Source organism: Halofilum ochraceum (assembly GCF_001614315.2).
Classification (GTDB): domain Bacteria; phylum Pseudomonadota; class Gammaproteobacteria; order XJ16; family Halofilaceae; genus Halofilum; species Halofilum ochraceum.
The window spans coordinates 149,855-172,163 of sequence record NZ_LVEG02000001.1; the positions used below are offsets into that span (position 1 = coordinate 149,855).

A 22,309-nucleotide genomic window follows, 5' to 3' on the forward strand; every position below is an offset into this window, starting at 1 on the left:
GTCACAAGGACGTCGTGCTTCCCGGGACTTGTGCTGGCGCATGGTGCTTTCGAAATCAGAGTAAGAATGCCCGAATATTCTTCAGTCGTTACTCGGCGCCCCGGGTATCGTGAAAAGCAATCGACCTGATCCGGCTGGTTCGATAGCGACTTTACGCTCTCCCGGATTCACAAGTGCCCATTACGGTGCTGCCGGCTGCCATGAAAGTCGGTTGGAAAAGTCGTTGCCGGGTTCGCCCGTCCGAATGAAAGCGTATTGCTTTGAGTGGTCGACGATCGGTCTCCGCCCATATTGTCTGGACCTGTTCGGACCGGATTGTGTGCGGTGGCAGACAGACAGCCGACCTCAGTGAGTCGATCGTGAATGCGACGTCTATGAGACCCTGGGGCGGGCGGCGGTGAGCGATGGTCGCACACCGAATCCGGACAAAGTCGACTCCCGGGCGCTCGTGGCGTAGCGGAGGTCATGATGGATTTGCTCGCACCGTGTGGCGCAGTCGTGACAAGGCGCCGCAATTGCATGCGATACCGGCCCGAGCGTAACGAGGCATCGCCGGGCCACATTTCCGAACATACGGAGCCACTGCCGAACACCTTTGTATCACTGCGGGTAGAAGAGGCATTTGCGGCCGATCCCGCCCTCCTGGGCACGCGCATCGCTGTCGAGGCCTTCGAGGGTATGGTTGAGCTCAGTGGCGTCGTCCGGTGGCAGTATCAGCTGTCCTGGGCGAAGCAGGTGGCATGGCGTGTTCGCGGCGTCCTTGGAATCCGTAGTTACATCCGGATCGACTGTCGGGGCCTACCCTTGCAGTGCACAAACTGCGAGCACCTGACGAGGTAGCCCCGCAGGGCGACCCCTGGGGGATTCCGGACATTCTTGGTTGTTCCCCGGACATCGAATATAAGGGATATCCTCGTAATGGTTTGTCCGTTGCTCCGACTCGGGAGCCGAGCTCGACTCCTGCCATATTCCCGCTCAGTCCTCTATGGTTATGCGTGTTGACCGCAAAAACGTGGAGGGCAACGCGTGGTGCCGACACCCGTAATTCGTCGAGGCTCGTGTCGACGCGACAATGCCTTTGCAGTCTCAGGCTCTTTGACGCGGCCCCTGACGCGCTCCCTCAACAGATATGCTCTCGCCAGCGGTATCCTGCTCCTGCTTACGACGCCGGTCCTGTCGAGCACCGCGGAGAGCAGGCTCGCCGAGATGCCCTGGGCTTGTATAACGGTCGCGGGTGAGTCTCACCCCGTAAGGGTGGCGGAGTCGGGCCGTTTGCGCGCCGCCGGTTTCCAGCACGTCCAGGAGCAGGCGATGCGGGGTGAAGCGATCTACTTCGTCTACAGGACGCCCCGGCGACCGAGTTTCCACATGAACAACGTCGCGTTCCCACTTACGCTGGCGTGGATCGCGCCAGACAATCGCGTGCTCGGGGTCATCCGTATCCAGCCGGACAGCAGCGGCCATCGCCCGAGCGCGCCCGTGCGGGGTGTGCTTGAGCTGACACCCGGACATCCGCTGGTCACTCGGATCAAGGCAGGCACCCGGATCTCACCGCCGCGACCGCAAGCGGATGCGGCGGCTCGCCCCGCCTGTTGAGAAACGGGTTATACCGTGGCCGTGCTATCCATCCCGACAGATCAGGGGCTTACGCGTGTCGGGCTGTAAGCCCGACCCACAGGAGTCCCGATAATCAGAGATTCCGTCGGTGTCCTATACTCAGGGTAGGCACTGAGAGGTGTGGGCGTTCTCATGCGACGACTGCTGGTGTGGATGTTGTTGATCGGTCAGGCGCTGGTCCTCGCAGGTATGTTTTTCGTAAGCACTTTCGAGATTTATGCGCGCTCAAGGTCGCCCACGCGTGGATCCGAGCGCGCGTCGCCACGGACCGCGAGCCGTACGAATCACAAGGACGACCGGCGAGACTAGATCGGGGGGATGATCGGCAGCCGCGCGGACCAGGCGCTCTGCTGCTGCGTCAGAAGGCAGGTCCTGGAAGTCCATCCGGGATAACCGGGGCCGAACAAGTTGTTACCCTGGAGTGGGATGTGTCGCGCCCGATCGCTCGCGCTGGCTGCGCCAGTGGGCGGGTGAGTGGCCGGTGCAGCGTTTGAAGGCGCGGCTGAACGCTTCCTCGGAACCGTAGCCGACGGACGATGACACCCGTGCAATACACTCACCGCCGTCACTCAGCAGGCTTGCCGCGATCTGCATGCGCCACTTCAAGAGGTAGCTCATCGGTGCGATTCCCAGCGCCTGCCTGAATCGCTCGACCAGCACCGTGCGCGAGAAACCCGCCTCGCGTCCGAGGGACTGCAGCGTCCAGGCGCGGGCGGGGTCGTCGTGCAACAGCCGCAGGATCCGCCCGACGCATGGATCGACCAGTGCGCCCAGCCAGCCCGGCTGCTCGCTCGGCAGTGATTCCACATGGGCGCGTACCGCCTCGATAAACAGGAGCTCGCTGAGTCGGGCGAGCACGGACGAGCGGCCGAGGCGGCCGGCGTTGCTTTCCGCGACGGTGGCCGCGATCAGGGCGGGCAGGGAACCGCTGGCGGGCACCGTTGCGGTACCGACATGCACCAGCCGGGGCAACGCCTGGATCAGCGGGTTGAACGGCTGCACATCGCAGCCAAGGAAGCCGCAAAGAATGCGGACGCTCTCCGGCCGATCCCCGCACTCGTCGACGTGGAAGGGCAGTCCCTCGCCAGCCTCCGGGAGCCGGTACTGGTCCAGGACGGGCGTCGTGCGTGCACCGTGCTCGGTGGACATCACATGGGGGTCGCCGTGGGCAAACAGGATGATGCTGCCCGGCTCGAGCCGCACGGGTTCGGCACCTGCTTCGGCGAGTGCCGCCCAGCATTGCCCGCTGGTCACCACGTGATAGGCGATCATGTGCTGGGCTCGCGGCAGCATCCGCGACACCATCCAGCTCCCGGGCGGCGATTCGGCGACCCAGGGGATGCCGGCGCGCACCTCATAGAAGATGGCGCCAGACAGGCGCACCGTGCGCAAAACATCGGACAAGACGTCGTTGTCCATGAGTCCCGCTCAGCCGTCGCGATCGGGCACGGCATTGTTCCGGTCGACCGGTCGGCACGTCCGGACGCTTGATCATACTCCCTTGCCCCGTCCCTGCGTACATTGCCATTCGTCCGGAGCGGTCGTGCCCCGGACCATAATCCGGAGAATCGCAATGGAAACGATAGTGATGGAAACGCCCCGCACCGGGCGCGAGACCGTGGCCCCGTCCGTCGACGAGGCCCGCCTGGACGAGTTTGTCGGCAAGGTGATTGGTGACGTGGGCGGTGCGTTCGACGTCCTTCTTGGCTTCATGGGTGACCAGACCGGCGTGTACCGCGCTATGCGCGATATCGGTCGGGCCACGGTCACCGAGATCGCGCGGGCGGCGGAGGTCGACGAGCGTTACCTGCTCGAGTGGCTCAGCGGCCAGGCCGCGGCGGGCTACGTCGTGTATCACGAGACCGACGAAACGTTCTCACTCACCCCCGAGCAGGCGACGGTGCTGGCGCACGAGGGGCATCCCGCCTTCATCCAGGGGGCGTTCCAGCAAATCGTGGCCCAGTTCACGACGCACGAGCATGCGATCGACGTGTTCCGCTCGGGCGCGGGCCGCTCGTGGGGCGAGCACCACGAATGCTGCTTCTGCGGCACCGACCGTTTCTTCCGGCCCGGCTATGTCGCCAACCTGGTGGAATCCTGGCTGCCGGCGCTCGACGGCGTGATGGCGCGGCTGACCGCGGGCGCAAAGGTCGCGGATGTCGGCTGCGGGCACGGCTCATCGACCGCGCTGCTGGCGCGCGCGTTCCCGTCCTCTACGTTCCACGGCTTCGACTTCCACGCGCCCTCGATCGACGCAGCGCGGAAAGCGGCCGCAGACGCCGGCGTTTCGGCCAACACTCGGTTCACGGCGCTGACCGCCAAGGAACTGCCGGCCGAGGACTTCGACCTCGTGTGCATGTTCGACGCGCTCCACGATATGGGCGACCCCGTCGGTGCGGCCCGCCGCATCCGCGAATCGCTCGCGCCAGACGGCACGTTCATGCTGGTCGAACCGCTCGCGGGCGACCGCCTCGGCGACAACCTGCACATCCTCGGCCAGCTCTTCTATTCGGCCTCGATGCTGATCTGCACGCCGGCATCGCGGGCACAGGAAGTCGGCCTTGCCCTGGGGGCCCAGGCCGGCGAGAAGCGCCTGACCGAGGTGCTCCGCGAAGCCGGATTCACCCGCATCCGGCGTGCGGCGGAGACCGCGACCAACATGGTGCTGGAGGCACGCCCGTAAAACTGCGATACAGCCGGCGCACCGTCATGCGGCCGCCGGCAGGAGCCGACAACAGCCCGGCGGTCGAGATTGTCGCCGGGCCCCAGGAATGCCCACGACGCACGCCCGGATGGCTATTGCGTCGCGCCAATTCATCACTGAACCCCGGGCCGTGAAATCCCGGCAACGAGAACGAACGATGGACGCCCTGCTATACGTCGCGAACGGCCTGAATCTGCTGTCGTACTTCGTGCGCGACATCCTCCACCTGCGGAGCCTGACCATCACGGCCGTGATCTGCCTGGCCGTGTATTTCGCCACACGCCCGGAGCCGCTGATGGAGGTCGTGTACTGGAACCTGTTCTTCCTCGCGTTGAACATCTTCCAGATCGGGCGCGTTGTTCTCGAACGACGTCGCGCAGTCGACGCGCGAGGCGTATGAAGGCCAGTGCAGGCAACAACCGGAGGCCATGAACATGACGACCGTACAGGCACACTATGACCAGCACCTCGGGCCGATCTACGAATGGATGGCCGGCGGGATAGACGCGGCCATCGCTCGCGGTGCGGCCGAACTCGCGAATCTGGGCGAAGTCGCCGAGAGCGGTGGACTGGCGGTGGATCTCGGCGCCGGATTCGGGATGCACGCGCTGCCGCTCGCGCGTCTCGGCTTCCGGGTGCTGGCCGTCGATACGTGCGAGGTCCTGCTGGATACCCTGCGGGTGCAGCGTGGCGCATTGCCGATCGAAATCGTCCATGACGAACTGCAGTCGTTCGCCCGGTATCTGTCCGAGGACGCTCGCCTGATCCTTTGCATGGGCGACACGCTTACACACCTTCCCGACGAGCAGTCGGTCGAGTCACTGGTCGCCAACATCGCCGACGTGCTGGGAACCGACGGGCATTTCATTACCACGTTCCGCGACTACACCCGGGAACTGGAGGAAACCGCGCGATTCATCCCCGTACGCGGCGATGCGGAACGCATCCATACCTGCTTCCTGGAGTACGCCGGCGCCCGCGTGATCGTGCACGACCTGTTGCACGAACTGGATGACGGAGAATGGAAACTGCGGGTGAGCGCCTACCCGAAACTGCGCATTGCGCCGGACTGGGTAGCGGCGGTGTTGCGCGCTCACGGTTTCGAGGTCGAAACGGGCGGTACCGCATCGGGCATGGTGCAGTTGGTCGCACGGCGCCACTAAAGTCCGAGGGCGGAGTATCAACGACCGCAGACCGGATTCTGGATTTGATCCCGCATACCGACCCGAACATCACGGATGCCTGCCATCTACGCGGGGGTGGTCCAAAAGCGTATGATCGGGAATCCGGTTTTGTTCATCGCTTGGCCGGAACCGGGAATTGCGCCGCGCGTCTCGAGAGCGGCGGGAGGAGTCCGTGGACGCTTACGTCCTCGCCGATGTGCCCTGTGCCGCGTTCGTCTCGGTCGCCCCCGGCGCAGGCAGTTCGACCCGTCACCGGCATCGCGCGGTTCGACCGCAATCGCCGGACCGGCCCGTGCGGGCCGGTCCGGTGAAATCAGCCGCGCTGAGCCACGAACCACACGTTCATCGGGTCGTGCGGCAGGATATTACGCTGCACGTCCGTGAAGCCGGCGGCCCCGAGCATCGCCTCAGCGGTCTCCCATCCCCACATGGTACCCAGCCCCTCCCCACCCTGGGCGAGCGAGACCGGCGTGCAGTGCACGCACGAGATCGCGTAGAGCAGCGCCGCCATCGGGAAATCGAGGTTGTGCTCGAGTGCCGCCGAGCCACCGATGTCCTGCATCAGATAGACGCCGCCGGGGCGCAGGGACCGGTGCAGGCGCCGCAGCAGATCCGCCGGATCACGCTGATCGTGGACGGCATCGAACGAGGTGACGAAATCGTAGCGCTCGTGCTCGTCGAAGTCGCCGAGGTCACGCGTGGCGAAGACGACGTTGTCCAGCTCGGCCGCCCGGGCCGATTCGGCGGCGACGGCGATTGCGTCGGCGCCGAGGTCGTAGCCGACAAAGCGGCTCGCGGGGAATCGCCGAGCCATCGCCAGCAGCGCACGGCCCCGGCCGCAGCCGGCATCGAGCACATCGATACCCTTCTCGAGGCGCTCGATCAGGCCGGGGACGAGCGGCAGCACCGCATCGAACAACGGGTCGACCACGGTCTGGTCGCTGTCCTCCGCCATCAGCGCGTGGAAGTGGGGATAGTCGTGGTAGCACAGGCCCTCGCCGGTCTCGAAGCGATCGAGGATGGCGTCCTGGACCGCCCCCATCAGGGCGACGTGCTGGGCGTAGACCGCCATGTTGCCGAGCGGGGCACCGCGGGTCAGCGAGGCGCCATGCTCGGCGGGCAGGGCATAGGTCCCGGCGCGCGGGTCGTATTCGATCACGCCGCCGACCACCATCACTGCCAGCCATTCGCGCACGTAGCGCTCGGCAAGGCCGGCGCGGTCCGCGATCCGGGCCGACGTCGAGGGCGGCAGCGCGGCCATGGTGTCGAACAGCCCGGTGCGATGACCGATCGACATCATTACGGCCACGGCGCCCGCATTGAGCGTCTCGGCACTGCGCTCCACGAATGCGTGTGCACGGGCTTCATCGAACGCCGGTGCGGGGGCGATTGTGTCGTTCATGGGGATTATCTCCGGTGCGAGCACGTTGTTCGTGCACGACACAGTGTCAGTCGCGCGGCCTCGCCGCGGGAGGGGCGGATGGGACGCCGGCGAGCCATTCCGGCCAGTCGTCGGTCCGGGTTGCGGCGGCGATGACAGCCACCAGCGTCCCCGTGAAGGTCGGGCTCGTCGCGGTGCCTGAGGCGGCCCCCGCGGTGCTCTACAGCCTCCACGAGGTCCTGGGTTCTGTCGGTCGGGTATGGGAAGCGGTGACCGGCGAAGCGGCACCGGCACGCGCGCTGCAGCCGCTGATCATCGCCGAGCACCAGGCTGCCGTGTGCTGTCGGGCCGGGGTCACCGTGACGCCCGATGCCTCGTTCGCCGCCGCCGGTGCCCTCGACGTCCTGATCGTGCCCGACCTCGCCGTCGGTATCGACGAAGAGCTGCGCGGGCGGTGGCCGGCCGCCGCCGCCTGGATTCGTGCCCGGTACGATGCCGGGACCACCGTGTGCTCGGTGTGCACGGGCTCGCTGCTGCTCGCCGAGGCCGGGCTGCTGGACGGCATCGAGGCGACCACACACTGGAGCGCCCGTTCGCTGTTCGAGCGCCACTATCCCGGCGTCCTGCTGCGTCCCGAGCGCATCCTCGTTCCTTCGGGACGTGAGCACCGGATCATTACCAGCGGTGGCTTCGCCTCCTGGGCCGAGCTGGCCCTCTACCTCGTGGCGCGTTTCAGCGGTCGTGCCGAGGCCGTGCGCATTGCCAAGGTGTTCGTCCTCGGCGATCGCAGCGACGGTCAACTGCCGTTCAGCGCGATGATCCGCCCCACCGCGCACAGCGACAGCCTCATCGAGCGCTGCCAGGCGTGGATCGCCTACCACTACGCCGATCCGGCGCCGGTCCAGCGAATGGTCGCCTACGCGGGCGTCTCCGCACGGACATTCAAGCGCCGGTTCCGCGCGGCGACGGGGTATTCGCCGATCGAGTACGTGCAGACCGTGCGCATCGAGGAGGCCAAGCACATCCTCGAGACCACAACGCAGGCGACCGACGAGGTCGCCGCCGAGGTCGGCTACCAGGATCCAGCCTCGTTCCGGCGGCTGTTCAAGCAGTTGACCGGCCTGACGCCGGCGCGCTACCGGCAACGCTTCGCGGCGATCGGGGGACCTCAGCCGACCCGGGAGGACAGCGCGCCGGCCGCGTGAGCGCCCTGACGGTAGCGTTCGATCGTCTCGACTGTCATGTCACGCGCGCGTCCGCGCGCGCCAGAGCAGCCACGCACCCCAGAGCATCGCCGTCAGCATGATCAGCCGGCCGCCATTCAGCGTGATGGTCGCCAAAACGCGATCCCACGCAAGAAGGCCGGTTTCGCCCAGGATGAACTCCCAGTCGTGGAAGCCGTACGGAGACGAGTTGCCGCGATTGCCGCCGAGCAGCGGTATCTCGCCCGCACGCGCATCGGCCATATAAGGGGCGATATCGAGGAAATTCTGGCCGAACCACCACAGACAGAGGCTGGCGCCAAAGGTGTCGTGATTGCCGCGCAGCAGCGCGACCGCGCAGACGATGGGGATCAGCAGTTGCCCCAGCGTGCCGCCGAGCGAGCCGATGAAGTCGCCGAACACACCGAAGATCACGTGCCCGGCCTCGTGGAAGGGCAGGTTGATCGCATGCAGGAAGCCGGGATCCCAGCCGAGGTCGTACAGACTCTCGAGCATATAGCTCCAGCCCCAGATCACGAACACGGCCCAGAGTACGGCGTAGGGCCACCAGTAGCGGGCCGTTACATCCCCGGGCTCGAGGAGGCCATCGACGATCGCTCGCAGCCGTTCGGAAGGAACCCCTCCGGCCTCGGTTCGCTGCGCCTCCAGCTCGGCCTTGCGCTCGAGGTAGGTCTCGTACTTCGCGAAGACCAGGTCGCAGCCCGAGCAGCGTATATGCTCCGGCTGCCGGGTATGGCCACACTTCGGGCATTCCATGCGATTTTCGCCTCCGTCCGTTGGGCCGCGTTTCACATGCGGCATGTCACTATGGGTGTCAGGGAAGCTCTGATCAAAACCAGGCAGCGCGCTTGGGGCGATGTAGGTCGGGCTTATAGACTGACAGATCAGAGTATTACGGGTTTCGGGCTGCGGCCCCGACCTACAGAACTCCCTGTGATCAGAGGTTCCTCAGAGACCAGGTGCAACGTTTGCTCCACCGACTGTTTCGGTGACCTCAGGGACCGGATCCGATTCCCTTTATTGGTTATGCTGATCCCGAATATCTCCGTTGGGCGCAATCTTATGGCAAGCAGTGCAGCAATGACCACGATCCCGATCGGCCACGTCGGCGCGCGGATCGCGCTTGTGGCCGTAACCGCTGCCGTTGCGGCCTGGCTGTACGCCCAGGCCGGGGAGCCGTCACTGGCGGTGGTGGCCACGGGCGGGTTGGCCGTCGCCAGCGCGATCGAGTTGCTGTACGGCCGACACCTGCTCGAACTCGGAATGGCCGGCGACGAACTCGTCATTGGTCGCCGCCGTGTCTGGCAGCGCGCCGCGCAGGGTCGCGAGGAGCGGATTCCGCGTGACAGGGTTCAGAGTCTGGTGATCGTGCGCTCGACCCGTCCGGGCAGCCGCGGCCCCGACACCCACTACCGACTGGAACTGCGCATGACTTCCGGGGACGCGCATGCACTGGTTGCCCAACCGTACCGCAGCGCCGATTCAGCCGCGGCGACTGCCGAAAAGGTGGGGCGAGTGCTGGACCTTGAACCCGAATGGCGTGAGGAGTCGAGCTGATTCGTGCCTGGTCCACCTGGTGTCCTGGAGCAAAATCGGGGTCAGATGAGACCTGTGCGCCACCGGCTCTTACTGTGATCCTGGAAGCCGGATCCGACCCCAAACGCTGAAGGCATGAGCATGCCGCATCCCGGCCATTTGTAATCCTCACTTGTGGCGGCTTCGCGCCACCATTTAGGCTTGATGTCGATCTTTTTTTTGCGCGTCGTGCCGAGCAACAGCGCGTTCAGGTGGTCTTACGGTCAGGTAATTGATGCGCAACGTACAGATCGGGCACATCCCGAGGGAGCAGACGGAAAGCGGCTGGTTCGCCACGCTCGGCGATGCTCCACCGGCGCGGGAACTCGAAGGCACCGGGCATTATGATTGGCTCGTCGTGGGTGGCGGATGGATGGGTCTGCATGCCGCGCATCGTCTCGCCGATCTGCGCCCGAACGACCGGATCGCACTCGTGGACGCGGGACGAATCGGGAACAATGCCGCCGGGCGGTGCGCGGGATTCGCGCTGGATGTGATACCCCGCCCGGCCAAGCGCTATACGGCTCTCGACGTCGAGCGGGATCTCGAGGAGATTCACGTCAACCGCGAAGGCATCGACTACATTCGTGAGTGCATCCGTCGCCACGACATCCACTGTGACTGGAACCAGCAGGGCAAGATTCACGCGACCGCCTCGCCGGCCGGTCGGCGCAGGTTGCAGTCGGTGGCCGCCATTCTCGGGCGTCTGGGTGAAGACTGCGGTTGGCTGGATGCACGCGCGATGCGCGAGATCACGGGCACAGCCTTTTACGACTGCGGTGTCTATACGCCTGGCGCCGCGCTGTTACAGCCCGCGGCGTATCTGCGTGAACTGGCCCTCAAGCTGCCGGATAACATCACGGTATTCGAAAACAGCCCGATCCGGGAGGTCGAATACGGCATCGACGAACATTGTTGCCGCACACAGCGTGGGGCAATCGTCGCAGGGCAACTGCTGTTGGCGACCAATGCTTTCCTGCCGCAGTTCGGCTTTTATCGACGCCACTCGATCCCCGTGTATACCTACGCAAGCCTCACGCGTCCGCTTTCCGAGAGCGAGCTCCGCGACGCCGGGCATCCCGCTGAGTTCGGGGTCGTGCCCGTCAATCGATTCGGGACGACCCTGAGACGCACGGCCGACAATCGACTCTTCGTGCGCAACTTCTTCGCTTATGCACCGCGGTATCGCTCGATGCCGAGCGCCTTCACGAAGGCAATCCGCCACCACCATCATGCGCTGGCCCGGCGCTACCCGGCGATCGCCTCGATCGGGTTCGAGCATTCCTGGGGCGGGATTCTGGGGTTGTCCGCCAATGGCGGAATGGTCTTCGGCCGCATGGCGAAGGGCGTATACGCGACCTCGCTCTGCAACGGTGTCGGCGTGGCCCGTGGTGCCACGTTCGGCAAGGCGCTCGCCGAGTACGCTTGCGGCGCGAGTAGCCGAACCATCGAGATTCTGCGTAATCGCCAGGCTCCCACCCGGAGGTGGCCCAATGCCATAACCCGCTTCGGCGTGGGCTGCGTAACCACCTGGCGGCTCTACCAGGCTCGGGAAGAGATCTGAGCTAATAGTGATTCCCCATTTTTCGGGCGTCTGGTCCTGTGTGCCATGATCCCGTTTGCCCGAGTTCCGAACTGCTGAACATATTCGACGCCACGGCTCTGGGACTGGGGAATGATGTCGCGCGGGCGACCGTGAACAGCGAGCTCGGCAAAGCCCTGGACCCGACCGGCCGGCAAACTCTGGTCGTCCCGCGCAACGGAAAGCCGCAAGCCATGGTTGTACGTCCCAGACCCGGCGTCTTTCGTATGCTGGTTACCATGCGCGGTTCGATCGTGCCGCGCATTCTCCCGCAGATGCTCTACGCGGCGGGCCTCGGTGCCCTTGTGGCGTCGGGGCATGCGATCTGGCCCGCGACCCTTCCTGCGTACTCGTTTGCGCCGTTTGCGGTGTTCGGGATCTCGCTCTCGATCTTCCTGGGGTTTCGCAATAATGCAGCCTACGACCGCTGGTGGGAGGCCAGACGCGAATGGGGGACACTCGTCGCCGAGGTGAGGAGCCTCGCGCGCGCCACCGCTACCTTCATTGCACCGGATGCGCCCGAACGCCGACGTCTGTTGCATCTCGCCGTGGTTTTCGCCCACTCGCTGCGCGGCTCGCTTCGCGACGAGGATGTCACGGCTGATACACAACCGTGGCGCGACCCCTGCGATGCGATCGTCTACAGCCGCTACAGGGTGCCGGCGGCATCCGTACTGCGGACCATGGGCGAGGACCTCTACCGCATGCGTGTGCGCGATGTACTCGATCTCACCGGTGCGCGGGTTCTCGATGAACGTCTGGCTGCCTTTGCCAGTGTGCAGGCCTCGTGCGAACGGATATCCAACACACCGCTCCCGTTTGCCTATGCGTTGCTTGTGCACCGAACGGCGTACGTGTATTGCTTTCTGCTGCCGTTCGCGATCGTGAGTACGGTCGGCTGGTGTACACCGCTGTTCACGGCGATTGTCGCCTACACGTTCTTTGGGCTCGACGCCTTGAGCGAAGAACTCGAAGAACCGTTCGGACACGCGGACAACGATCTTGCCCTGAACGCACTGTGTCGCACGATCGAGATCGAGGTGGCGGAGGCCACCGGGAAGACGCCGCCGCAGGCGCTGCGAGCCGAGGAATTTGTCCTGACATAGCAGGGAAACGCGGGCTAGGTCCCGCGCTCAAGCATCCGTCAAACACGGATGTTACCTCGCAACACCGCACAAGGGTCTCGCGCAGCGGCCTTTCGAGATGCACCGGGGCTGTCGCGGTTCGAGGTCAGCGTCGTGACGCTGACCCCGAACATCGCAAGGCGGGCCGACGGCCCGCTCGATCCTGTGCGCGTCACATTTCCATCGGGTTGCCTTCGCGCACGACGCCGGTCCCGTCCGCCTTGCCATCGAGGACCCACGTCACCGTGTCGCCGTCTGCGGCGACCTCGTAGCAGGTCGCTCCGTCGCCGTAATCGAAGCACATTTTGTCGTCCTGGATCGACCATTCGCCGGTGTAGTCGCGGCCGTGAATTGTCCCGTCCTCGGCGTAGAACTCGGCGTAGTCCTGGCCGCTCGACATCGATCCGGTGACCGTGTTGCCCGCGATCAGTGAGCGGATTTCAGAGCCATTGAGCGTGTTGTCCTCGCCGTGTTCCGAGGCGTGGGCCGCCGCGGACATGAGCACCAGGGCGGTCGCGATGAATGCGATGTGGATGGCGGGAAGGAAAAGGTGGCGGATTCGCATAGTGCGCTCCCTGTTGTTGGATGCGCCCCACGTTTCGGTCGGGCGTCCAGCGCGGATGTACGCGAACGGGAGTTGGGGGCAGGGCGGCAAGTTCCGGGCATCCCGGTGAGTGCGTTTTCGTTTTTACGCTGGCCCCGCATAGCCCGCTTATTCAGGTCTGCGCCACTGGTCCGCGGTTTACGGCCCGCAAGCCCGTCCATTGCGCTGCCGCGAGTGCGGCAACGATGAGCCCCACCAGGGCGATCAGGCCTTGTCCCGGGGCGGTCAGGGTGTTCGCACCGGTCACCATCGCGATCGGGGTGGCAGCGACCCAGAGCATATCGGCGCCGATGATCAGCGCGATAATCGCCCGCCGCGCGGGCACATCAGCCGCCGCGTGGGCAGCCAGCGCGGCGAAGCACGCCAGCCCGAATCCCAGCGCACCGAGTATCCACGGCAGGGGTAAACCGATCAGTTCGGACCACGTACCCGGCATGATCATCAATGCCAGTCCACAGAGCCCCGAGAACAAGGCGTTCGCCTTGAGTGCAACGCGCAGCCTGCGTGTGTCGTCTGCCATCGCTTGTTCCTCTCTTCCGGTACCGGGGGTACGGAACGAACATAGAAGGCAGTGGTCATTAAAGCCATTACCTCGGAGGTTATATGGCACCCGGTGAAATTGTTCGCGCGCACCGTGTACGGCGTCGACTGAGTCAACTCGACCTGGCGGGTGCAGCGGGCGTGTCGACGCGACACCTGAGCTATGTCGAAACGGGACGGAGTCGCCCGGGGCGGGCCGTGCTGGCAGCGCTGGCCAGAGCGCTGCACCTGCCGCCCCGCGAAACGAATCGCCTGATGCGCGCGGCCGGCGAGCGGCCGCTGCACACGGAGCGCGGTCTTGAGGCGCCGCAATCGGCGGCGCTGCGGAGTGCGATCGATCGCATGCTCTCGACCCACATGCCCTGGCCGGCAATCGTCACCGACCATGCCTGGAACCCGGTCCGCGCGAACCCGGCCGCGGACGCCTTGACGTCGCGACTGGCCGCGGCCGGCGGTCCGCCACCACCCTCGGGCAACCTGCTCGAATGGCTGTTTGCCCCGGACGGACTGCGGCCAATCGTGGCGAACTGGTCGGCGGTCGGGCCGTTTCTGCTGGACCGGGTCCGCCAGGAGTCCGTGCCCTATCCGGACCTCGACGAACTCACCGAACGACTCCACGTGCTGGCACCGGATGCGGCGACCGCGTCACGTATCGACGAGTACGACGTCGTCGTACCTCTGCACCTCTTCGTGGACGGGAAGGACGTTCGATTGTTCTCGATCCTTGCAGGCTTCGCCGCTGCGCTGGACGCGCACATCGCTGATCTGCGGATCGAGTACTTCTTCCCGGAAGACGAAGCGACGCGTGTCTGGCTCGAATCTGAAGGCCCGAACCGGCACAGCGCTGCAGAAGAGTAGGCCGGACTGATACCGGGCACGACCGCAAACCCGGGCGAGTTCGATCGGACCCCGGTATTCCGGGGACGGAGATTCCGGAGACGGTGTACCAGGTCACGTGTGCCGGTAAACGTGAATCGCTGGACCGTCCTCCGGATATCCAGTCCCCGTTCAGTGGCGATCGTCCCGCATGGTCCACCGGTCACTGGCCGGGTCGTGTGCCGGAGTGGGGTGCGGGTGTCGGTGCATGTACGACCCTCCGTCTGCGCCGACCTTAATCGGCACACGCTCCGGGGTTGCCTTCCGTTCAGCCGATTCATGGTCCTCCCGTTCATGGACGATGGTCGTCACTACCGCGCCCAGCAATACCAAGGCGCAGGCCGGCTCGGGCGCGAGGCAGGTTGGAGAGGCGTGGGCGGGGACCGAGATGCCGAATGTCAGCAGCATGGCAGCGACGCGGCTACGTGTACGTGTCTTCATGGTGCGCTCCTCGTGGCAGTCAGACGGGCGCGGATGCCTGAGATCGATCCGCGCGCCCCTTTCGGGGCATGGAGAACAGACTGCGTCGGGAAAGACACGCGCGTCCTGAGCCCGGCGTCCCGGTTGGTTGCTCGATTCGAGGAAATTCCGGGACGGACGTCCCGGATGAGCTTCAGTCGGTGCCGAACCCGGCCTCGCGCGCCTCGACAATCAGGCGGGCACGGCTGGTCGTGCCGAGTTTGCCGGCAATGTTGCTGACGTGGTTGCGCACGGTCTTCGCGCGGATGGCCAGTTGCTCCGCGATTTCGTCGTTCCGTTGTCCCCGTGCCACCAGATCCAGCACCGCCCGCTCGCGTCGGGTGAGGTCGAAGCGGGTGGGTAGAGGTGCCGTGCCATCCTCGGCCAGGAAACGCCGCAGTTCACGCACGAACACCGGCCAACCGCTGTCGCTCGGCTGCAGTACGTGATTGCCGCCGTCCAGTGGCAGGAAGTCCGCATGGGGAATGCGCGTGGCGACCTCACGACCGGCCTCGAAGGGTACGACCGCGTCGTGTTTTACATGCATCACGAGGGTCGGATGGGTGACGTTTGCCAGGGACTCACGGATATCCAAGTCGTTGAAGGCCTGCCACAACCGGGCTGCGTCCTCGGGCGTCGCTGTACGCCGTTGCAGATCTTCCCACCACGCGATCTGCTCGCCGGCTTCCCTGGGCGAGAACAGCCGGGCGAACACCTCGCGGAAGGTCCCGCGGTGGCGGCCCCAGCCGACCTCGATCATGCCGGCGAGCGCGCGTGCTTCCCGGGCCTTTGCCTCCGGGATACCCTCGGTATAGGCACCCTGGGCATAGGGGTTGTACAGCACAAGGCGGCTGACGCGCTCGGGATGCCGGGCGGCATAGGCCACGGCAATGGCACCGCCCTGGCAGATACCGAGCAGCGGGAAGCGTTGCCAGCCCAGATCATCAACGACGGCCTCGAGGTCCCGGACCCAGGCTTCCACACCCTGGTCATCGACGTCGTGGTCCGATAGTCCGGATCCCCGGATGTCGAAGCGCGCCAGCGTGCGGTCTCGGGTCAACTCGCGCAGCCACGGTTCCCAGACCGGGCTGTCCCAGTCGTATTCGACATGAGTCAGCCATCCGCCCACACGCAACAGCGGCTCGCCGTGGCCCGCCGTGGCGTAGGCGATGCGTACCCCATCCGAAGCGCTGCAGAAGCCGATTCTCTGGCGCATGCGGGGAGTCTAGACATGTCATGGAGATGGCGCCATCGACCCGGTGGGGTCTTCCCCCGGCGGTCGCACCCTCAGTGTCCCGCACCCATGTCCGGTAAACATGCTGGATCCACCACGATTAACACGACCTGCGCGGTCAGCAGGAAAGGCGTGCTCCTGCTTCTGACGGCCCCGGTAACGTTGAGCAAACGTTCAAGAGGTCGAGTTCAGAGCAGCGGACTCCGAGTACCCAGTGAATGATTTTTACTCTGACGACGAATATCCCGGGCTTCATGTCGGATTGGCGCCTTCAGTACAAATAGGCAGCACCGCTGTCGGCACTTGAGTCATCAATCGCATCGCCGCCGATGCCTGTGGCGGCACTGGACTCCCGACGCGCGCCCACTGCAAGGGTGGGCCCGCCGTTGGCGAGTGCGATGCCTTGTCCGAATCGGTCCTCGTCGCCGGTGTTGGTCGCCTTGACGTATGCCTGTTGGCTCCAGACGCCGGCGCTACGGGCGAAGACGTAGACCGCGCCGCTGAAGTCGGCCGAGTCGTCGGACGGGTCGCCACCGATGCCGGTGGCGGCGCTGCCCTCGAAGGGCGCCCCCACCGCCAGGGTGTCACCATCGGCGGCGAGCGCCACGCTCAAGCCAAACAGGTCGTCGGCGCCGGTGTTGGCGGCCTTGACGTACGCCTGCTGGGCCCAGATACCGGCGTTGCGGGCGAACACGTAGGCCGCGCCGCTGCGATCGGCGTTGTTGTCCGTCGCGTCGCCGCCGATGCCGGTGGCGGCGCTGTCCTCGAGGAACGCCCCCACCGCCAGGGTGTCGCCGTCGGCGGCGAGCGCGACACTCGCGCCGAACTCGTCCTCAGCGCCTGTGATTGCGGCCTTGACGTAGGCCTGCTGCGTCCAGCCCGCGCCACTGCGGGCGAAGACGTAGACCGCGCCGCTGGCGAAGGCGCTGTTGTCCGTCGCGTCGCCGCCGACGCCGACGGCGGCGCTGTCCTCGGATGGTGCCCCGATCGCCAGGGTGTCGCCGTCGGCGGCGAGCGCGACACTGGCCCCGAACCGGTCGCCCGTGCCATTGATGGCGGCCTTGACGTAGGCCTGCTGCGCCCACGTGCCGTCGAGGGCGAAGACGTAGACCGCGCCGCTGACGGCGGCGCTGTTATCCATTGCGTTGCCATTCACGCCGCTGGCGGCACTGTCCTCGAGGGCCGCTCCGACCGCGAGGGTGTCGCCGGCGGCGGCGAGCGCGATGCTCGCGCCGAACCGGTCGATGGCGTCGGCGTTGGCGGCCTTAATGTAGGCCTGCTGGGTCCAGGCGCTGCCGCTGCGGGCGAAGATGTAGACCGCGCCGCTGTCGGGGGCGTTGTTATCCGTCGCATCGCCATCGATGCCGGTGGCGGCGCTGTCCTCGAACGGCGCCCCCACTGCCAGGGTGTCGCCGTCCGCGGCGAGCGCGACGCTGGTACCGAACTCGTCAGCGGGGCCAGGGGTGGCGGCCTTCACGTATTCCTGCTGTGTCCAGGTGCTGCCGTTTCGGGCGAAGACGTAGACGGCGCCGCTGCCGTCCTCGAAGGGCGCCCCCACCGCGAGGGTTTCCCCGTCGGCAGCGAGTGCGACGTCGAATCCGAACTCATCTCCGGCACTGGTGTTGTCGGCCTTCACATAGCCGACCGCATCGGACAGCCGGTCATCAACGTAAACCGGCTCGGAGTCGATGCAACCGGCGTCGTTGCAGGCCTGCAACACGTAGCTGGCGTTGATGCGCCCGGGCAGGAATGCGAGGTGTTCATGACCGGTGGCGTCCGCGGCGATGCGTGCCACCACGGTGTAACCGGAGACGCCGTCCGGGTTCTCGAGCAGGCGGTACTCGGTTTCGCCAGCCGTGTCGATCCAACTGAACCGAAAAGTCTTCACGCTCTGAGGCGTCAACGACAGTTCAAGCTGCGCTACCGGCGCGCTCGGCGCGATCGATGCGTCACCATTGTCGTCATCGCCGCCGCAGGCGATCAGCGCCGCCCCGATCGCGGCGAGCAATAGCACTCGCAGGCCTTCGACCACGAACTTCATCTGCTTTGTTCTCCGGCCGAGCGCGACGTTGCCGGAAGATGCCGCGCGGTCGCGCAGCATACCCGAAAAGTACGGAAAACTTCGGAGGTCAGACTAGCGACCCTCAGAGCGGGTCTGAAAGTTGGACCCGAGCTCACTTATCGAAGCCGGATCTGCCCTTCATTTATGGAACGCAGCACCATGGCCGGGCGGAAACCTCCTAGTGATGCGGTACACGCCCGTCGAGCGCGACCGTCTCCGACGAACCGCCACCGAATCGTTCTCGATACTGTCGTGGTGTCGAGCCGGTATGGCGGCGAAACAGGCGGCGGAAATAGGCGACATCGTCGTAGCCGACGGCCGTGCAGACTTCACCCACGGACTTCAACTCGTTCTCCAGCAGGTGGCGTGCTGCGTTGACGCGTAGCCGATGCAGGTACTGCATCGGGGTCTCCCCCGTCGCCAGCTTGAAGCGCCGCGCAAAAGTTCGCGGGCTCATGCCGGCATGTTCTGCGAGGGCATCGATCCGGACTACGTCCGTGAAGTGGCGAAACATCCACTCCTGTGCCTCACGAACCCGTGTGTCCTCGTGCACGGTTTCGGGTGGTTGCGCAGCATATCCATTCTGCCAGGTGCGGGGTGTCTCGAGCAGGAGTGCCCGGGCCGTCTCGACGGCCACCGCGTGGCCACAGAACTTTTCCGTAAGGTAGAGGCTGAGGTCGACCGACGCATAGACCCCGCCGCTACAGAGGATACCGTCAGACTCCGTGATCAGGCGTTCCGGTAGCCAGCGTACGGCCGGATATCGGTGGCGACAGGTCTCTGCGACACCCCAGTGCGTCGTCGCGGGGCGACCATCCAGCAGTCCTGCCTCGGCCACCAGCGCCGCCCCTGCGCACACGCCAGCGACCGTCGCGCCGCGGGCGTGTTGATCGCGAAGCCATGGATACAGTGCCGCATTGGCGGTGCAGGCCGATTCGATGTTCGCGCCGATGGCCGAAACGATGACGATATCGCTCGATTCGACGTCGTCGAACGCGCAGATCGGATCGAGTCTCAGATTGACCGCCGTGCGCACGGCACGCCCATCGCGGGAAGCGGTTCGCACGCGGAACCTTGGCGCCGGTTCCTCTCCCCGCATCTCGTGCCACAGCACGCCGGCCGTGCTGAACACCTCCAGTGGAGCGACTGCCGTCGACGGCATTCCGCCCTCCACGAGTACCACGGTCACGTTGTACACGGTCACACCCCTGACCGGATCACCCCTGAAGAATGTCTTGTCTGCCACTTACCCGCAAGTTCCCGGCACGGGACACTGACTCCACGGATCACGCGCCGATAACGGCAGCGCGACAAGAGAGGAGGTGGATATGGCAACCCCGACGATGCACCGCGGACAGTGCTTCTGCGGCGCAGTGGAAGTGGAGGTACGCGGCGAGCCCGAGGCCATGGGGTACTGTCACTGTGAATCGTGTCGACACTGGTCCGCCGGCCCGGTTAACGCGTTCATCCTTTGGAAGCCGGAGAGCGTGGCAATCGTCCGCGGCGAAGACATGCTCGCGAGTTACCGGAAAACACCGCAGAGCCGACGCCGATGGTGCACGGTATGCGGCGGCCATGTCCTCACGGAGCACCCCGACCTCGGACTCACCGACGTGTACGCGGCCATCGTGCCGGCAGTCGAATTCCGGCCCGGCGTCCATGTGCACTACCAGGAAACGGTCCTGCGTATCGCCGATGGTCTTCCGAAGCTGCGTGAGGTTCCGGCCGAACTCGGTGGCACCGGAGAGCATCTCAGCGAGTAGTACGCGCACGGAACAAACCGGGAGCCGCTTGATATCTGATGCGGCATGTTCGCTCAGATTACGAATATCGATCATCGTTCGATGCGTTGGCAGTAATACCTGGACGGTATTGAGTACGCTGACCAGGGGAGTCCGGATCAAAACCAGGCAGCGCGTTGGGCGACGGTGTAGGTCGGGCTTACAGAGCCTGAGTAAGAACCCCACGCCGTCGCGAGGAAGTGGCACAGCGAGGCGATTTTGACGATCATTCAAGGAACATAGTGGGTCTTATGTGACGAGAAGGATCGTCAAAAGCGGCCGCTGTGGCGCTTCCGCAGTACGCGTCGGCGTTTTTACACAGGCTCTTACAGCCCGACACTCGTAAGCCCCGGATCTGTGGGGCTATAAGCCCGACCTACAGTATTCCCTATAAGTCGGAGGTTCCCTGGCCCGGCAGGCATGCGCTCAGCGAGGCGCGCAAGCCGCGCGGTTCGATGCCGAGGTCGGCGAAGGTCGCCATCTCGGCGCTGACGATATTGTCGGCCTGCATGAGCAAGACCTGGTCGATCGTGAGCGGCGGATTCGACAGAATCTTTCCCACATGAGCGATGCCCCGCCATGCGCTCCAGGGCACCGGTAGCAGTGGGCGCCAACGTCGCCGGTGCGAGAGAACCGCCCGCACGATCTCGCGGTAACGCAGTACCTCGCCGCCGCCGAGTTCGAACACGCGCCCTGTGGCCTCCGCCGTATGCGCTGCACCGGCCACGGCGGCCGCGACGTCCTCCACGTGCACGGGCTGCAGGCGGGTTTCACCGTGGCCGAACAGCGGCACGATGGGCAGGCGCGTCACGTCATCCAGCGTTGCCAGGAAACTGTCGTGTGGCCCGAACAGTACGCTGGGGTGCAGGATGGTCGCGCCCGGGAACGCATCGTTCACCCCCATCTCGCCGCGTGCCCGCGCCCGCACGTACCGTGAGGGAGACTGTCCCGTCACGCCAATGCCGGAAACGTGGATGAACCGCTCGACGCCGGCGCGATGCGCCAGCCGGGCCAGGCGCGTCGCGCCTTCGACGTGGATGCCGTCGAAATCGAGGCCGCCGCCCTCGACGTACAGGGAGACCGCGTTGACCACGGTGTCAGCGTCCGCCACCGCGGCGGCGACGGCGTCGTCGTCCTGGATGTCCGCGCGCTGCAGCTCCACACCGGGAGGCACGTCTGCCGCGTCCGGCCTGCGGGCGGCAACCCGCACGGCGTCTCCGCGCGCCGCCATGGCCCGCACGATCGCGCGGCCGAGGAAGCCGGTGCCACCGAACACGACGGTCCTTCCCGCGGTCATTTCACTCCATCGACAAGGGCGTGCCGCGAGGCAACGTTGTTCCATCCTGAAACAATACCGACAGGCGGTCGAGGCCCCGGGATCGCGGATATATCGCAGCCGAACTCCCCGACATTATCTATCCTCCGGTATTGAGGCGCCGCGCTGGAGCGTGGTCCGAGGGAGAACGGGATGGCTTCTCTGTTGTCGGTGGGCGTCATCGTACCCACGGGCGCATTCGCGGAACGGGCTGCGCTGATACGCCGCGCCCTGGCGAGCATACTGTCCCAGGAAGGGGTGAACGCGGTGCCCGTCGTCGTCGTGAATGGCCCGAATCGTTGTCCGGAACTGGTCAGGGAACTGGGCAGCGATCCCCGGGTGCGATTGATCGAGATCCCCCAGGCGGGCATCCCCGGCGCGCTCAGCGCTGGGCGGGATGCCATGCAGTGCGAGTGGTTCTCGTCACTGGACGACGACGACCTCTACCTCCCCGATGCGCTTGCGACGAGAGTGCAGGCATTACGGGCCCGCCCCGAATGTGGCGCCGTCGTGACCAACGGCTACGTACGCGGCCACGGTGTCGAGCGCCTGCATGTACCGGATATGCAGCGGGTCGCACGAGATCCGCTGAAAGCGCTCACCGAGGGCAACTGGCTGTTGCCCGGCTCATGGATGTGTCGCACCGAGTCCGTCGGTAGCGGGCTCTTCCACCGTATGCCGAGGATGCTGGAGTGCACCTATCTCGCCCTGCAGTTGGTGCTGCATTGCCGGCCGTGCTTCCTCGATCGACCGACGGTCGTCTGGAACACGGATACCCCCGGGTCGGCATCGAAGTCACGCGACTATCGGATCGGCCACGTCGAGGCCCTCGAGCAATTGCTGCAACTGCCGTTGCCGCCGGATACCCGGCGCTGGCTGATGGCGAGCAGGACCAGCGCGCGACACGAGCGCGCCGATTTCCATCTGCGCGAGAAGGCGCTGTTGCAGGCCTGGCCCTGGCACATCCGGACCCTGACCAGCCGAGGCGGTTGGCGCCACGCCCCATTCATGTTGCGCCTGCTGCTTGCGGCACTGCGGAGGTAGCCCG

The 22,309-nt window shown here is 65.6% G+C and carries 22 protein-coding genes; 12 read left to right on the forward strand and 10 right to left on the reverse strand.

Features of this window, described 5'->3' with window-relative positions:
- Positions 1 to 519: 519 nt before the first annotated feature.
- A complete protein-coding gene (locus A0W70_RS17285) occupies positions 520 to 840 on the forward strand; it encodes a BON domain-containing protein (RefSeq protein WP_070987391.1) in 321 nt (106 codons plus the stop codon).
- 366 nt (positions 841 to 1,206) lie between these two features.
- A complete protein-coding gene (locus A0W70_RS00730) occupies positions 1,207 to 1,596 on the forward strand; it encodes a DUF192 domain-containing protein (protein WP_139150645.1) in 390 nt (129 codons plus the stop codon).
- 432 nt (positions 1,597 to 2,028) lie between these two features.
- Here A0W70_RS00730 and A0W70_RS00735 read toward each other — a convergent pair whose 3' ends face one another.
- On the reverse strand, positions 2,029 to 3,036 hold the full coding sequence (locus A0W70_RS00735; RefSeq protein WP_070987394.1) for an AraC family transcriptional regulator: 1,008 nt from the start codon (positions 3,034 to 3,036) through the stop codon (positions 2,029 to 2,031).
- Between the two features lie 154 nt (positions 3,037 to 3,190).
- On the opposite strand from A0W70_RS00735, the gene A0W70_RS00740 reads away from it, so the two are divergent.
- The 3 genes from A0W70_RS00740 (at position 3,191) to A0W70_RS00750 (ending at position 5,484) form a co-directional block, all read left to right on the forward strand.
- Positions 3,191 to 4,300: a class I SAM-dependent methyltransferase gene (locus A0W70_RS00740; RefSeq protein WP_245675778.1), complete on the forward strand. Its 1,110-nt coding sequence runs from the start codon at positions 3,191 to 3,193 to the stop codon at positions 4,298 to 4,300.
- A 178-nt stretch (positions 4,301 to 4,478) separates the two neighbouring features.
- A complete protein-coding gene (locus A0W70_RS00745; RefSeq protein WP_070987398.1) occupies positions 4,479 to 4,721 on the forward strand; it encodes a hypothetical protein in 243 nt (80 codons plus the stop codon).
- A gap of 34 nt (positions 4,722 to 4,755) precedes the next feature.
- Positions 4,756 to 5,484 (forward strand): class I SAM-dependent methyltransferase, encoded by a 729-nt coding sequence (locus A0W70_RS00750; RefSeq protein WP_070988226.1) that lies wholly within the window; start codon positions 4,756 to 4,758, stop codon positions 5,482 to 5,484.
- A gap of 334 nt (positions 5,485 to 5,818) precedes the next feature.
- Here the strand turns inward: A0W70_RS00750 and A0W70_RS00755 are convergent, their stop codons facing one another.
- Positions 5,819 to 6,907, reverse strand: a complete 1,089-nt coding sequence (locus tag A0W70_RS00755) for a class I SAM-dependent methyltransferase (RefSeq protein WP_070987401.1) — start codon at positions 6,905 to 6,907, stop codon at positions 5,819 to 5,821.
- 131 nt (positions 6,908 to 7,038) lie between these two features.
- Here A0W70_RS00755 and A0W70_RS00760 point away from each other — a divergent pair, with 131 nt between their 5' ends.
- The gene (locus A0W70_RS00760) at positions 7,039 to 8,091 is read left to right on the forward strand and encodes a GlxA family transcriptional regulator (RefSeq protein ID WP_070987403.1); all 1,053 of its coding nucleotides are present in this window, start codon (positions 7,039 to 7,041) and stop codon (positions 8,089 to 8,091) included.
- Positions 8,092 to 8,130: 39 nt separating this feature from the next.
- On the opposite strand, the gene A0W70_RS00765 is transcribed toward A0W70_RS00760, so the two are convergent.
- The gene (locus tag A0W70_RS00765; RefSeq protein WP_070988227.1) at positions 8,131 to 8,865 is read right to left on the reverse strand and encodes a hypothetical protein; all 735 of its coding nucleotides are present in this window, start codon (positions 8,863 to 8,865) and stop codon (positions 8,131 to 8,133) included.
- 324 nt (positions 8,866 to 9,189) lie between these two features.
- Between A0W70_RS00765 and A0W70_RS00770 the strand changes: the two genes are divergently transcribed.
- From A0W70_RS00770 to A0W70_RS00780, 3 genes are all read left to right on the forward strand, one after another.
- The gene (locus A0W70_RS00770) at positions 9,190 to 9,666 is read left to right on the forward strand and encodes a hypothetical protein (protein ID WP_139150646.1); all 477 of its coding nucleotides are present in this window, start codon (positions 9,190 to 9,192) and stop codon (positions 9,664 to 9,666) included.
- A 253-nt stretch (positions 9,667 to 9,919) separates the two neighbouring features.
- Positions 9,920 to 11,248, forward strand: a complete 1,329-nt coding sequence (locus A0W70_RS00775; RefSeq protein ID WP_070987407.1) for an NAD(P)/FAD-dependent oxidoreductase — start codon at positions 9,920 to 9,922, stop codon at positions 11,246 to 11,248.
- 212 nt (positions 11,249 to 11,460) lie between these two features.
- A complete protein-coding gene (locus A0W70_RS00780) occupies positions 11,461 to 12,372 on the forward strand; it encodes a bestrophin family protein (protein WP_070988228.1) in 912 nt (303 codons plus the stop codon).
- Positions 12,373 to 12,562: 190 nt separating this feature from the next.
- On the opposite strand, the gene A0W70_RS00785 is transcribed toward A0W70_RS00780, so the two are convergent.
- A complete protein-coding gene (locus A0W70_RS00785; protein ID WP_070987409.1) occupies positions 12,563 to 12,955 on the reverse strand; it encodes a hypothetical protein in 393 nt (130 codons plus the stop codon).
- A gap of 151 nt (positions 12,956 to 13,106) precedes the next feature.
- On the reverse strand, positions 13,107 to 13,514 hold the full coding sequence (locus tag A0W70_RS00790) for a hypothetical protein (protein WP_070987411.1): 408 nt from the start codon (positions 13,512 to 13,514) through the stop codon (positions 13,107 to 13,109).
- A gap of 83 nt (positions 13,515 to 13,597) precedes the next feature.
- Between A0W70_RS00790 and A0W70_RS00795 the strand changes: the two genes are divergently transcribed.
- Entirely contained in the window at positions 13,598 to 14,392 is a 795-nt protein-coding gene (locus A0W70_RS00795) for a helix-turn-helix transcriptional regulator (protein ID WP_070987413.1), read from the forward strand.
- 150 nt (positions 14,393 to 14,542) lie between these two features.
- On the opposite strand, the gene A0W70_RS16900 is transcribed toward A0W70_RS00795, so the two are convergent.
- From A0W70_RS16900 to A0W70_RS00810, 4 genes are all read right to left on the reverse strand, one after another.
- The gene (locus tag A0W70_RS16900) at positions 14,543 to 14,851 is read right to left on the reverse strand and encodes a hypothetical protein (RefSeq protein WP_175443026.1); all 309 of its coding nucleotides are present in this window, start codon (positions 14,849 to 14,851) and stop codon (positions 14,543 to 14,545) included.
- Positions 14,852 to 15,023: 172 nt separating this feature from the next.
- Positions 15,024 to 16,085: an alpha/beta fold hydrolase gene (locus tag A0W70_RS17100; RefSeq protein ID WP_075109806.1), complete on the reverse strand. Its 1,062-nt coding sequence runs from the start codon at positions 16,083 to 16,085 to the stop codon at positions 15,024 to 15,026.
- Between the two features lie 289 nt (positions 16,086 to 16,374).
- The gene (locus A0W70_RS00805; RefSeq protein WP_075109819.1) at positions 16,375 to 18,144 is read right to left on the reverse strand and encodes a hypothetical protein; all 1,770 of its coding nucleotides are present in this window, start codon (positions 18,142 to 18,144) and stop codon (positions 16,375 to 16,377) included.
- A gap of 199 nt (positions 18,145 to 18,343) precedes the next feature.
- Positions 18,344 to 19,411 carry a GlxA family transcriptional regulator gene (locus A0W70_RS00810; protein ID WP_217495352.1) on the reverse strand — a complete coding sequence of 356 codons (1,068 nt, stop codon included), beginning with the start codon at positions 19,409 to 19,411 and terminating at the stop codon, positions 18,344 to 18,346.
- 82 nt (positions 19,412 to 19,493) lie between these two features.
- Between A0W70_RS00810 and A0W70_RS00815 the strand changes: the two genes are divergently transcribed.
- The gene (locus tag A0W70_RS00815) at positions 19,494 to 19,928 is read left to right on the forward strand and encodes a GFA family protein (RefSeq protein WP_070988231.1); all 435 of its coding nucleotides are present in this window, start codon (positions 19,494 to 19,496) and stop codon (positions 19,926 to 19,928) included.
- Between the two features lie 406 nt (positions 19,929 to 20,334).
- Here A0W70_RS00815 and A0W70_RS00820 read toward each other — a convergent pair whose 3' ends face one another.
- Positions 20,335 to 21,243: an NAD-dependent epimerase/dehydratase family protein gene (locus A0W70_RS00820; protein ID WP_070987417.1), complete on the reverse strand. Its 909-nt coding sequence runs from the start codon at positions 21,241 to 21,243 to the stop codon at positions 20,335 to 20,337.
- Between the two features lie 171 nt (positions 21,244 to 21,414).
- Between A0W70_RS00820 and A0W70_RS00825 the strand changes: the two genes are divergently transcribed.
- The gene (locus A0W70_RS00825; protein WP_070987419.1) at positions 21,415 to 22,305 is read left to right on the forward strand and encodes a glycosyltransferase; all 891 of its coding nucleotides are present in this window, start codon (positions 21,415 to 21,417) and stop codon (positions 22,303 to 22,305) included.
- The last annotated feature ends 4 nt before the right edge of the window (positions 22,306 to 22,309 follow it).